The organism is Agromyces marinus (genome assembly GCF_021442325.1).
GTDB lineage: Bacteria > Actinomycetota > Actinomycetes > Actinomycetales > Microbacteriaceae > Agromyces > Agromyces marinus.
Genome location: NZ_CP087879.1, coordinates 285,731 through 297,666, shown reverse-complemented (window position 1 = coordinate 297,666; position 11,936 = coordinate 285,731). Strand labels below are relative to the sequence as shown.

Below are 11,936 nucleotides of genomic sequence, written 5' to 3'. Positions count from 1 at the left end.
CCGGCCGCCGCGATGGCCTAGATTCGAGCCATGGGTGGGGGCGCGAAGCGAGCGGATGCCGCGGGCTCACGGGTCGCGGTGATCGTGAACCCGTCGAAGGACGGCGTCGGCGAGCTGAGCCGCGCGATCGACCGGACCGCGGCCGAACACGGGTACACGCGAATCGACTGGATCGAGACGACCGAGGAGGATCCGGGCACCGGGCAGGCCCGAGAGGCCCGCGAGTCGGGCGCGGACCTGGTGATCGCCGCGGGCGGCGACGGCACCGTGCGCTCGGTCGCCGAGGGCCTGGACGGCGAGCCGATCCCCGTCGGGATCGTGCCGCTCGGCACGGGGAACCTGTTCGCCCGCAACCTCGGGCTCCCGGTCAACGACATCCCGCGCGCCGTGCGGCTCGCGTTCACCGGCCGCGATCGCGCGATCGACGTGCTGCGCGCCCGGGTCCGCCGCGAGGACGGCACGACCGAGACCGAGGTGTCGCTCGTCATGAGCGGCATCGGCATCGACGCGGCGATGATGGCCACGACCGACCCGGAGCTGAAGAAGCGCGTCGGATGGCTCGCATACGTCGACGCCGGGCTGCGCGCCATCCCGAACTCCGAGCCCTTCCGCATCACGCACCGCATGGACGACGGCCGCACCCACCGCTCGCGCGTGTCGAGCCTGCTCGTGGCGAACCTCGGGTACCTGCCCGGGAACCTCGAGCTCATCCCCGACGCCGAGATCGACGACGGACGACTCGACGTCGTGCGACTCCAGCCGCGCAACGTCTGGCGGTGGCTGCTCGTGTGGCGGAAGGTCGCCTGGGAGAACCGGGTGCTCCGCAGGACCGCGATCGGCCGGCAGTACCTCGACCTCACGGGCGGCAACCGCAGCCGGGACATCGTCTACGCGACCGGCCGATCGATCGACGTCGTCATCGACGGCGCCGCACAGGAGTTCGAGGTCGACGGCGACGCACTGGGCGAGATCACGGCGGCCCGGTTCACGATCGAGCCGAAGTCGCTCGTGGTGCGCGTCAAGGGGTGAGGGGCGCGTCGGTCGCCCCGGGTGGAACGAGCCGCCCGGCGCCCGGCACGGCGGCGTTCCGCTCCGCGGCATCCCGTGCGGACCTGAGCGCGACCTCGACCTCCGAGCCGCGGTCGAGGGACGCCAGCAATCCACCGAAGAACGCGTCCCCGCTCCCGGCCGAGAACCTCCCCGGAGCGGTCGGAGGCGGCACGGCGTACTCGACCCCGGCGATCAGCGCCGCCGCTCCTGCGATCCCGTCGGTGACGACGGAATCGACCATCCATCGGTCGGCCAGCGCCGCGCATGCGGTGCCGGCGTCGGCGAGCGGCTCGCCGATGAGCTCCTCGGCCTCTGCTCGGTTGACCTTGACGAGGCTCGCGACGGGGATGAGCTCCCGGAGCACGGCTCCTGACGCATCCAGGCCGATCCTCGCGCCGGTCGATGCACCCAGGCTCAACGCCTCGGCGAGATCCGGCAGCGGGACGCCGTCCGGCACCGAGCCCGCAAGCGCGATCCACGTCGGCTGCGCGTCGCGGAGCTCCGCGACGGCCGCCCTGCACGCCGTCCAGTCGGGCGCGGAGAACGGGGCGGATCGCTCGTAGATGTCGGTGCTGGACGCACCGCCGTCGCGCTCGACGATCGCGATGCACGTCCGGGTCTCGCCCGAGGTCTCGACCACCGTCGCCTCGAGCGGTTCGTGCTCGAGCATCGCGGCGATCTCACGACCGATTCCGCCGCCAAGCGGCGCGATGGCGCGAACGTCCGCACCCACCGCGGCGGCGACGCGCGCCATGTTGAGCGCCTTGCCGCCCGGCACGCGCGTCACCCGGACCGGTCGCGCGATGCCGCCGCGCTGAAGCCGATCGACCTCGTAGGTGACATCCAGACTGGGCGAGAGGGCGACGGCCGCGATCACGGGCGTTCCTCCCAGGGACGGATCGCGCCGAGCACCCGTCCGACGCCGTCCGAGAGGACCTCGAGCGCAGCCGCGGAGATCTCCTCGGCCGAATGCCACCGCCGCCGCCCGTCGGGCTCGACGGCCCAGCCGAGCTGCAGTGTGTCCGCCGGAACGTCGACGGCCCCGTGGGCGGGATCGACGGCGTCGCTCGTCCGCACCACGACGGCGCGCCGTGAGGATGCGGCAGCGATGATGGCCAGCGTGTCACGGGTGACAGCCGGTGCGTAGACGACCGCTGCCGACCAGCTCCTGCCGGCCAGGGCGCTGCCGAGCGCGACGGGGTCGGATGCGTTGACGAGGATCGACTCGACGCCGTCCGGCGCGGGGCGGGTCAGGGAGATTCCGGTCACGCGCGCGTCGAGGCGGAGCGCCTCGACGGCTGGTGCCAGCACCCCCGATGCGCCGATCACGAGGATCGACGGCCGCACCTGCTGCGCCGAGGCGCCCATCAGAACGCCTGCGGCCCGACGGCTGCACCGCTGCGACCCTGGAGGAAGTCGAGATCGAGCCCCTCGTCGGCCTGGGTGACGTGATCGATGTAGAGCCGGGTCCACCCGCGTTCACTGCCCGGGACCGTTCGCGGCTGCCACTGCGTGCGACGCTGTTCGAGCTCCTCGTCGGAGACGTGCATGTGCAGCGAGCGACCTGCGACATCGATCGTGACGCGGTCGCCGGTCTGCACGAGCGCGAGCGGGCCGCCCGCCGCCGCCTCGGGCACCACGTGGAGGATGACGGTGCCGTACGAGGTCCCGCTCATCCGCGCGTCCGAGATGCGCACCATGTCGGTGACCCCCGACGCGAGGATCTTGCGCGGGAGCGCGAGGTTGCCGACCTCCGGCATGCCGGGGTAGCCCTTCGGACCCACGTTGCGCACGATGAGGATGTCTTCGGGCTCGACGTCCAGCTCGGGGTCGTCGGCGTCGCGGAGGTAGTCCTGCAGCGAATCCCAGACGAGCGCGCGCCCGGAGTGCTGCATGAGCTCGGGGTCTGCCGCCGACTGCTTGATCACGGCACCACGCGGGGCGAGGTTGCCGCGAAGGACGGCGATGCCCGACCCGACCGGCTTGACCGGGTTCTCCAGCGGCCGGATGACCTCGCGGTCGAACACCTCGGCGCCGGAGTAGTTCTCGCCGAGCGTCGTGCCGGTGACCGTGAGCGCATCCCGGTGCAGCAGGTCTCCGAGCGTCTCGGCGAATCCGGCCGTGCCCCCGGCGTACTCGAAGTCCTCCATGAGGAAGCGGCCGCTCGGCATGAGGTCGGCGAGGACGGGGATGTCGCGCACGAGCGTGTCGAAGTCGTCGAGCGTCAGTTCGACGCCCACGCGTCGAGCGAGTGCGAGCAGATGGATGACCGCGTTGGTCGAGCCGCCCAGCGCCGCGTTCGCTCGGACGCCGTTCTCGAACGCCTTCCGAGTGAGGATCTTGGACGGACGCAGGTCTTCTTCGACCATCTGCACGATGCGTCGGCCCGCGAGGTGCGCCGCAGTGGCGCGGCGGGAGTCGTTGGCCGGAAGCGAGGCGGTACCGGGCAACTGCATGCCCATGTACTCCGACACGCACGCCATCGTCGATGCCGTGCCCATCGTCTGGCAGTGGCCCTGGCTGCGTGCCATGCAGCCCTCGGCCTCGGTGATCGCCGTATCGTCCATGAGCCCGGCGCGGTACGCCTCGGTGAACTTCCACACCGATGTTCCCGACCCGATGTCGGTTCCCCGGTGCTTGCCGTTGAGCATCGGCCCGCCCGTGATGAGCAGCGCGGGCAGATCGACGGATGCCGCACCCATCAGGTACGCGGGCGTCGTCTTGTCGCACCCGGCCATGAGTACGACGCCGTCGAGCGGATTCGCCCGGAGGGTCTCCTCGAGGTCCATCGCCATCAGGTTGCGCAACAGCATCGCCGTGGGCCGGACGATGGGCTCGCCGGCCGAGGTCGTCGGGAACTCGAACGGCACGCCGCCGGCCTGCCAGATCCCTCGCTTGACGTGCTCGGCGAGCGCCCGGAGGTGGATGTTGCAACTGGTCAGCTCGCTCCACGAGTTGGCGATGCCGATGATCGGCCGCCCGCGGAACGTGTCGTCGGGAAGTCCCTCGCTCCGAAGCCACGACCGGTGCATGAAGCCCGTCTTGCCGTCGGCACCGAACCACTGCTGCGAGCGAAGGCCATCGCCCCATTCCCGGGTCGGCACGCCCGAGCGGCCCGCGAACTCTGCCTCCGCGGCGTCGGCCGCCGCGCGCGCCTCGCGCTCCTCCTTGCCCAGGTTGCGAGCGCTCACGCGAACCTCGGCAGGTACTGCGCCTGGGCGGAGACGAGGTCGTCGGTGAGCGCCGCGGCCCTGTCGGCGTCGAAGACGGCGCCGTCGGCGATCATCGCCTCGACGACGAGGTCGCGGTCACCGGTCAGCGCGGCTTCGACCGCGAGGTCGACCGAGGTGAGGCGACGAGCGAGGATCGCGGTGAGCGGCTTGCCGAGGTCGGGGACCTCGATGGGGCGGATGCCGCGGGCCGTCGCGACACCGGGGATCTCGACTGCGGACCAGTCGGGCAGGCCGGGCACGAGGCCCTTGTTGACGACGTTGCAGCTGAACATCTCGCGCGAGTCGAACGTGATGGAACGGATGATCGCGATCAGCTGCTCCTGCTCGCCGCCCGATCGATCGAAGATCGACTGGTCCAGCGGCTCCTCGCCGAGCGCCTGCCGCTTCATCCCCTGGTACCGGTTCTCGCCCCATTCCAGGATCTCGGGGAGCGAGAACGCGTCGATGCCGAGCTTCTTGCCGTAGTAGTCGCCGTCGGCGAACCGCTCGGGGAAGAACTCGACCACGTGGCGGTCGCCGGCAGCAGCGAACGCTCCGTATCGTTCGAACAGCTCCCAGGCGAAGGGATTGTGCCAGGCCGTGGGCTTGTCGTAGAAGATGTTGCCGATGTCGTCGGGGTCGGGGACCTCGGCGAGTTCGCGTTCGACGCGCTCGCGGATCATGGGCCAGGCGTCCCGCCCGTCGAGGCGGAAGTCGTAGATGAAGGTGAGGTGGTTGATTCCGGCGTACAGCGTCGACGTGCGATCGAACGGCGCGTCGATCAGCTGCGCGAGCTCGCGCTGGATGTGGTGCATGCCGTGGCAGAGGCCGACGACGTCGAGCCCGCTCTCCTGGTGGATGGCCTGCACGTTCGCGGTCATCGGGTTGGAGTAGTTGAAGAAGAACGCGTCGGGCGCGAGTTCGGCGATGTCGCGCGAGATCTCGACCAGGACGGGAGTGGTGCGGAGCAGCCTCGAGATGCCGCCCGGCATGATCGAGTCGCCGACGGGCTGGTAGATGCCGTGCTTCTGGACGATCTCGTGGTCGAGCTGCCAGGCCGCCCGGCCTCCGACCCCGACGCACGTGACGATGAAGTCCGCGCCGCGGAGCACGCTTCGACGATCGGTGCTGCGGACGACGCGGATGGTCTCGCCGACGCCGCGGGCCGCGACCATGGATTCGGCCAGGTCGGCGGCCACGTCCAGTGCGACCGGGTCGACGTCGACGAGACGGATCTCCCATGCGCCGAGGTCTTCCGCCCCGATGAGGTCGGCGAGGAGGCCGCGGGTGAAGACGGCGGACCCTGCGCCGATGAGGACGAGGACGCGGCGTTCGGTGGTCATGATGCTCCTTTGCAGTTCGTTCGTCGTGCGGTCTAGGCGGCCAGTCGCGAGCGGTAGACGACGCGGTTGCGCAGTTCGCCGATCCCCTCGACGCCGACGGTGACCACCTGGCCGTGCTGCAGGTAGCGCGGCGGAGTGCGGAAGCCGCCCGCCCCGGCGGGCGTGCCCGTGAGGATGAGGTCGCCGGGTTCGAGGGTGACGCCGTCGCTGACGAACTCGAGGATCGTCGGCACGTCGAAGATCATCTCGGCGGTGTCGTCTTCCTGGAGCAGCTCTCCGTCGACGTCCGCGTAGATCCGGTGGCCCTTGGGGTCGCCGAACTCGTCGGCGGTCACGAGCCAGGGTCCGAGGGGGGTGAACGTATCGAACGACTTGCCCCTCGTCCACTGGACGTCGCCGAACTGCACGTCTCGCGCCGAGACGTCGTTGGCGACCGTGTACGCCGCAACGTCGTCGAGCGTCGCCGGCGTCGAACCGCCGCAGCGCCGACCGATCAGGAGGGTGAGTTCGGCCTCGAAGTCGACTCCCTGCGTGACGTGGTCGGGAACGACGACATCGGCGGTGGGTCCGGTGATCGAGGTCGGGTACTTGGCGAACGTGAGGGGGCGCTCCGGCTGCGTGATTCCGGTCTCGGCGGTGTGGTCGACGTAGTTCAGCCCGACCGCGATCATCTTGCCCGCGCCGGCGACGGGCGCAAGGAACTCGACCTCGCCGATCTCGGTCTCGGTCCAGCCTGCGGCGGCGCCGGTTCGAACGGATTCGATGGCCGCGAGCGCATCGTCGGGGTGGTCGGCCGGTGCCAGGCGGGCGGATGCCCCGTCCTGCACCAGGATGCGCGGTCGGCCGTCGATCAGGACGCGGGCGATTCTCATGACACTCCTTCGGATGATCCGTCGCGATCATCTTGCCACAACTACTCACATATGAGCAAGAATGAGCAGATGCACTCACAAACAGCAGTCGTGGTGGGCCGATCACGCCCCACCGTCGGGCCGGCCTCGGTCACTCAGGGCGTGTACGGCGCACGCGGAAACCTCGAACTGGTCGCATGCGACCGATCCGACGGCCTCTGGGTCTTCTGGTTCAACTCCGATCTCGCGTCGGACCCGCTCGAAACGCCCGACGTCCCGCCCGGATCGTGGAGCGACGGGCTGCATTTCGCCGCGGGCCACCGATACCGCGACGTCTGCATCCTCCAGTCGACACTCGGACCGGATCACCTCGAGGTGATCGCGCTCACCGAGAACGGCGACCTGCAGAGCTGGTACTGGTCTCCGGGCCCCGGCTTCACCCGACGCACCGCCGATGTCGAGACGGGGGTCGTCGCATTCGACGCCGAGCACGACGACGGTCGGATCACCGTGCACCTGTCGCTCCGCGACGGCTCGACGCTCACCCGCCGCTCGACGGGAGCGGCATATCCGGAGCGGAGCTGGGAGCGAGTGGATGGTGAGGGCATCGGTGGCATCGGCGATCGACCGACGCAGGCGAGGCTCGCCGAAGCGGGCGTCGAGGATGCCGAGCCCGGAAGCGCCCGATCGGCGCGATCCACGCGGAACGGCGGGACCACGGAGCTCGTCTGGCGCGGATCCGACGGACTCGTCCGCCACCTGGGAGTGCCCGACTCATCCTCGTGACGCCGGGCGCCTGCCCGGCCCGCGCACGGGTCGGGCGACGTGCCCACCCATGCCGCCACCGTGCGGACGGGCCCAGCGCCGGGCACTCCGGCACTGGGCCCCGCGGTCTCAGTTGATCCGGTGGATCATCGTGTTGGCGAACTGATAGCGGTAGCCGGCATCCCGGACCGCCTGGTCGTGAAGCGGGCTCTGGCCGTAGGACGACCCGTGCAGCCACACGAAGGCCGGTGCCTCCTGGCCGGTGACGGCCTCGAGGGCCCGCTTGGAGTCGACGACCTCGCGCTGGATGTCGGCATCCGACAGGGCGGTGTCGAAGCCCTCATGGTGCGCGGTGTGCGGGAAGACGACGTGACGCTGCGACAGGGCGGCGACCTCGTCCCAGTTCATGGCGATCCGACCACCCCGCGTGTCCTCCTCCACGAGCGAGATCCAGTGCGCCCGGGCGAACGCCTCCTGGTACTCGGGGTCGCATTCGACGAACGAGGTCGCGATCGGGAACCAGCCGGTCAGCCCAAGTTCGTCGCACAACGGGGCTGCGACGGTGGCCGAGTTGCGATAGCCCTCGTAGAACACCGGGATGAGCCCGGGCTTGTCCTTGTGCCACGTGCCGGTCTCGAACAGCCGATCCAGATCCTCGAGCGTCACCGGGGCGTAGTCGCGTGCGAAGCCGGCGAGTTCGGCGGCCAACTCCTCACGAGCTGAGTTCGGCGTCGAGTGGTAGTTCACGACGCGGATGAAGTGGCCACGGCGGAGCTGGTCGCGCTGCGCCTGGAACGATGGCTGTGTCATTCGGGAGTTCCTTCCGAGTCGTTCGCGGCGTCGGTGACCGGCGCCGCACCGGGGGCGAAGTGGGTGTAGGCGACGACCTGCATCGCGGTGATCACCGCGCCCTCATCGTCGTTGCGCGCCCAGGGCACGAGTGCAGCGGAGTACCGCTCGAACACGTCGGCGTACGCGCGACCCTCGGCGAGCTGCGCCTCGGACCCGGCGGTGGGCACGGCACCGCGTTCATCCGCGAGGCCGATGACCATCGGGATCCCTTCGCGCTCCAGACGGCGGTCGTGGCAGGCGCGCATGAGCCCGACGATGTCGCCGGCCGCGAGCAGCTCCGCTGCGGTCGGCTCACCCTCGTGGGTCGAGGGTCCGGACACTGTTGCGGACATGGTGTTCCTCACTTTCAGGACGTTCGGTTCGTGCGGGGAATGAGATGACGCGCACGAGATGCTCGACCGCGTCGGCGATCGCGTCGCGTGCAGCGGCCAACGACGGCCGGGGGTCGGGGCGTGCCCCGATGGACTCGGCGAGCGCACCCGAGTACGCCGCCGAGAGCTGCGTCCCGACGTTGACCTTCCGGATGCCGGCGGCCACCGCACCGCGCAGGCCCTCGTCGTCGACCCCCGAGGAGCCGTGCAGCACCAGCGGGACCTCGAGCGTCGACGCGAGCCTCGCGATGAGCTCCTCGTCTGGCCGGGCCGTGCGAGTGGTCATCGCATGGGAGGTCCCCACCGCGACCGCCAGCCCGTCGACGCCGGTCGACGCGACGAACGCGGCGGCCTCGCCCGGATCGGTTCGGACGCCGGGAGCGTGCGCGCCGTCCTTGCCGCCGATCTCTCCGAGTTCGGCCTCCATCCAGAGGCCGCGCTCTCGCCCGAGCCCGGCGACGCGCGCCGTCGCCGCCACGTTCTCGGAGTACGGGAGCCGGGACGCGTCGAACATCGCCGAGGCGAAGCCCACGTCGGCGGCCTCGAGCACGAGCTCCTCGTCCTCGCAATGGTCCAGGTGCAGCGCCACCGGCACCGCGGCGGATTCGGCTACGGCGAGGCACCCGGCCGCGATGGCCCCGAGGCCGCCGTGGAACCTCACGGCATTGTGGCTGATCGACAGGAGGACCGGTGCGCCCGCGCGCTCGGCGCCGGCGACGATCCCCTGTGCGAACTCCAGCGTGATGACGTTGAATGCGGCGATCGCGGGCAGGCTCGCGCCCAGCCCGCCCACCAGGTGGGCAGTCGAAGTCAGCATGTCTCGACGGTCACCCCGGCTTGCCTGAATCGTGCGATCGTCAGTTCGTCGGCGCCGTCGTCGACGATCAGGCGTGCGATACCGCTGTTCGGGACCAGTCGGACCGGTCCGCGCCGGCTGAGCTTCGAGTGGTCGGCGAGCACGATGAGCTCGGCCGCGGAGGTCGAGAGCGCGCGATCGGTCTGGGTCTCGGAGAGGTTGGTCCCGGTGATGCCGTTCTCGGGGTCGACGCCGAACGCGCCGATGTACACCTGGTCGATCCCGAACTCGGCGACGGCCGCCACCGTGAGATGGCCGAGCAGACTCATCTCCTGCCTGCGCAGCAGCCCCCCGAGCACGATGACGTCGATGTCCGTCATCGGCGCGAGCCGATTGACCACCGTGATGCTGTTGGTGAGCACCGTCAACCCCTGGATCCCGCCGAGGAACGGCAGCATCGCCTCGGTGGTCGTGCCGCCGGTGATCAGGACGGTGGAATCCTGGACGATGTGGGCGGCGGCCGCCTGCCCGATCCGCCGCTTCTCAGCAGCGAACGAGACTTCGCGCTGCTGGCGGAGCGGCTCGATGTCGTCATCGATCTGCGCCGCACCGCCGTGAACCCGCTCGAGGAGGCCACGGTCCTGGAGTTCGTTGAGGTCGCGGCGCACGGTGGATGCGCTCACGTTGAGGTGTCGGGCGAGTTCGTTGACCGATCCTGCACCCGAAGCACGGATGTAGTTCAGCAGCTCGCGTTGCCGCTTCGGCCCCAGCAGCGGTTCAGTAGCCTGCGGCACGGTCCACCTCATTCACGATCGGCCTGTTCTCGGCGAGACGCGTCAGATTCTCGACGACGAGATCCAGCGTCTGTGCATGGTACTGCGGCGCGAGTCCGGCGACGTGCGGGGTGACCAGCGCGTTCGGCTCCGACCACCAGGCCGAGGTCGGCGGAAGCGGCTCATCGTCGAACACGTCCAGCGCCACCCCTGCGATCCGGCCGTCGCGAACCCGTTCCAGCAGCGCCGACTCGTCGACGATGCCTCCGCGCGCGATGTTGATCACGTGGGCCCCCGGCGGCAGGAGGTCGAGCTGCTGCGCGCCGATCATGCCGCGGGTCAGTTCCGTGAGCGGGACGACGACCACGAGGAAGTCGCTTCGACGGAGCACCTCATCGAGCCGGTCCATTGCGAACAGCTCGGCCCGGTCCTCGGCGACGGAGCGACGCCCGGTGTCGAACTTCTCGGCGTCGACCGGCGGCCGACCGGATCGGCTGACACCGAGCACGTTCATGCCGAACACCTCGGCGAGTCGCGAGATCTCGCGGCCGATCCGGCCGTATCCCACGATCCCCACGGTCGCCCCGCGCAGCTCCCTCGGCGTCAGCGTCGCGAGCCGCTCGGCGTTCGTCGGCCAGGTCCTGTCGGCGCGGTGGCGCTCGATGAGCGGCATCCGGTGCGAGAGCTCGAGGATCGCCATCATCGCGTACTCGGCCATCGGGATCGGCGCGATGCCGCCGAGGGTCGCGATCGGGATCTCGCTGTCCCACAACGACGTCCCCCGGACGTGGTCCACACCCGAGGTGTCGAGCTGCACGCATCGCAGGGCCGGGACCGCTGCGGCCTCGGGCAGCCATTCGCTCGTGTGCAACAGGTCGACCTCGGCGAGCAGCTCCGCCGACGGGGTGGAGTCGGGCGCGTGCCTGTGGATCTCGACGTCGGGCATTCGGTCGGCGAGCTGCTCGAACCAGGAGTCCGGGAGTGGCAGCGTGCAGAGGTAGGTCAGGGTCATTTGATTCCACTCCTGGCGAAGCCCTGCACGAAGTAGCGCTGGAAGAACAGGAACAGCAGCACCATCGGCAGGACGGAGATGAGGGCGAGCGCCATGATCGCGTTGTAGTCGGGCGCGGTCTGGTTCTGCAGGTACAGCAGACCGATCGGCAGGGTGAACAGCTCGTTGTCGTTCAGCGCGATCAACGGCCAGGCGAAGTCGTTCCAACTGCCCATGAGGGTCAGCAGGGTCAGCACCGCGATGAGTGGCTTGCACAGCGGCAGGACGACCTGGAGGAAGATCCGAAGGTGTCCGGCACCGTCGATTCGCGCCGCCTCGACGATCTCATCGGGGATGCCGATGAAGAACTGCCGGGCGAGGAAGATGCCGAACGCGGCCGCCGAAGCCGGGAGGATGACGCCCCAGTAGGTTCCGTAGACCCCGAGACCCGTCACGAGCTTGAACTGCGCGACCATGATCGCCTGCACGGGGATCATCATCGTGGACAGGACCAGCAGGAAGACGGCGTTGCGACCGCGGAAGCGGAGCCGAGCGAAGGCGTAGCCCGCGAGCAGGTTGACGATGACCGTCAGCGCCGTGACGAACAACCCGATGACGACCGAGTTCCCGAACCAGGCGACGACGGGGACGCGATCGAAGACCTTCTCGAAGTTCTCCATCGTCAGCGTCGACGGCCACAGCCGAAGCCCCGGCTCGAACACCTCGCCTCGCGGCGAGAAGGCGACGACGACCATCCAGTAGAGCGGGAAGACCACGATCGCCGCCACGACGATCGCGACGATCGTTCGCAGCACGACCCCCTTGCGGTCGGCCGAGCGACGACGGCGACGACGACGACGCAGGCTTGCGGCCTTCCGGTCGCCGAGGATCTCGGCCTCGGCGATCTCCAGCATCGCAGTGGTGTTTGCCAT

The 11,936-nt window shown here is 69.8% G+C and carries 13 protein-coding genes; 2 read left to right on the top strand and 11 right to left on the bottom strand.

The window, feature by feature from the left end; all coding sequences use genetic code 11:
• Positions 1 to 30: 30 nt before the first annotated feature.
• On the top strand, positions 31 to 1,029 hold the full coding sequence (locus tag DSM26151_RS01445; RefSeq protein WP_234660660.1) for a diacylglycerol/lipid kinase family protein: 999 nt from the start codon (positions 31 to 33) through the stop codon (positions 1,027 to 1,029).
• On the opposite strand, the gene DSM26151_RS01440 is transcribed toward DSM26151_RS01445, so the two are convergent.
• Genes DSM26151_RS01440 through DSM26151_RS01420 form a run of 5 tightly spaced genes read right to left on the bottom strand, consistent with a single transcriptional unit; the run spans position 1,019 to position 6,477 of the window.
• Complete coding sequence (locus DSM26151_RS01440) at positions 1,019 to 1,927, bottom strand: 1-phosphofructokinase family hexose kinase (RefSeq protein WP_234660659.1); 909 nt, start codon at positions 1,925 to 1,927, stop codon at positions 1,019 to 1,021. The genes DSM26151_RS01445 and DSM26151_RS01440 overlap by 11 nt on opposite strands.
• Positions 1,924 to 2,418: a Rossmann-fold NAD(P)-binding domain-containing protein gene (locus DSM26151_RS01435; RefSeq protein ID WP_234660658.1), complete on the bottom strand. Its 495-nt coding sequence runs from the start codon at positions 2,416 to 2,418 to the stop codon at positions 1,924 to 1,926. The genes DSM26151_RS01440 and DSM26151_RS01435 overlap by 4 nt, the downstream gene beginning before the upstream one ends.
• Positions 2,418 to 4,241: an IlvD/Edd family dehydratase gene (locus DSM26151_RS01430; RefSeq protein ID WP_234660657.1), complete on the bottom strand. Its 1,824-nt coding sequence runs from the start codon at positions 4,239 to 4,241 to the stop codon at positions 2,418 to 2,420. Before DSM26151_RS01430 ends, DSM26151_RS01435 begins: the two co-directional genes overlap by 1 nt.
• A complete protein-coding gene (locus tag DSM26151_RS01425; RefSeq protein WP_234660656.1) occupies positions 4,238 to 5,605 on the bottom strand; it encodes a family 4 glycosyl hydrolase in 1,368 nt (455 codons plus the stop codon). Before DSM26151_RS01425 ends, DSM26151_RS01430 begins: the two co-directional genes overlap by 4 nt.
• Positions 5,606 to 5,637: 32 nt before the next feature.
• Entirely contained in the window at positions 5,638 to 6,477 is an 840-nt protein-coding gene (locus DSM26151_RS01420; protein WP_234660655.1) for a fumarylacetoacetate hydrolase family protein, read from the bottom strand.
• Positions 6,478 to 6,546: 69 nt separating this feature from the next.
• On the opposite strand from DSM26151_RS01420, the gene DSM26151_RS01415 reads away from it, so the two are divergent.
• Positions 6,547 to 7,242 carry a hypothetical protein gene (locus tag DSM26151_RS01415; RefSeq protein ID WP_234660654.1) on the top strand — a complete coding sequence of 232 codons (696 nt, stop codon included), beginning with the start codon at positions 6,547 to 6,549 and terminating at the stop codon, positions 7,240 to 7,242.
• Positions 7,243 to 7,350: 108 nt separating this feature from the next.
• Here the strand turns inward: DSM26151_RS01415 and DSM26151_RS01410 are convergent, their stop codons facing one another.
• The 6 genes from DSM26151_RS01410 to DSM26151_RS01385 are packed head-to-tail and all read right to left on the bottom strand — an operon-like array spanning position 7,351 to position 11,936.
• Positions 7,351 to 8,031: a polysaccharide deacetylase family protein gene (locus DSM26151_RS01410; protein WP_234660653.1), complete on the bottom strand. Its 681-nt coding sequence runs from the start codon at positions 8,029 to 8,031 to the stop codon at positions 7,351 to 7,353.
• Positions 8,028 to 8,405: a hypothetical protein gene (locus tag DSM26151_RS01405; RefSeq protein ID WP_234660652.1), complete on the bottom strand. Its 378-nt coding sequence runs from the start codon at positions 8,403 to 8,405 to the stop codon at positions 8,028 to 8,030. The genes DSM26151_RS01410 and DSM26151_RS01405 overlap by 4 nt, the downstream gene beginning before the upstream one ends.
• Complete coding sequence (locus DSM26151_RS01400; protein ID WP_234660651.1) at positions 8,365 to 9,261, bottom strand: class II fructose-bisphosphate aldolase; 897 nt, start codon at positions 9,259 to 9,261, stop codon at positions 8,365 to 8,367. The genes DSM26151_RS01405 and DSM26151_RS01400 overlap by 41 nt, the downstream gene beginning before the upstream one ends.
• The gene (locus DSM26151_RS01395) at positions 9,255 to 10,034 is read right to left on the bottom strand and encodes a DeoR/GlpR family DNA-binding transcription regulator (protein ID WP_234660650.1); all 780 of its coding nucleotides are present in this window, start codon (positions 10,032 to 10,034) and stop codon (positions 9,255 to 9,257) included. Before DSM26151_RS01395 ends, DSM26151_RS01400 begins: the two co-directional genes overlap by 7 nt.
• A complete protein-coding gene (locus DSM26151_RS01390) occupies positions 10,018 to 11,025 on the bottom strand; it encodes a D-2-hydroxyacid dehydrogenase (protein WP_234660649.1) in 1,008 nt (335 codons plus the stop codon). The genes DSM26151_RS01395 and DSM26151_RS01390 overlap by 17 nt, the downstream gene beginning before the upstream one ends.
• Positions 11,022 to 11,936, bottom strand: coding sequence for a carbohydrate ABC transporter permease (locus DSM26151_RS01385; protein ID WP_234660648.1), 915 nt, complete (start codon positions 11,934 to 11,936; stop codon positions 11,022 to 11,024). The genes DSM26151_RS01390 and DSM26151_RS01385 overlap by 4 nt, the downstream gene beginning before the upstream one ends.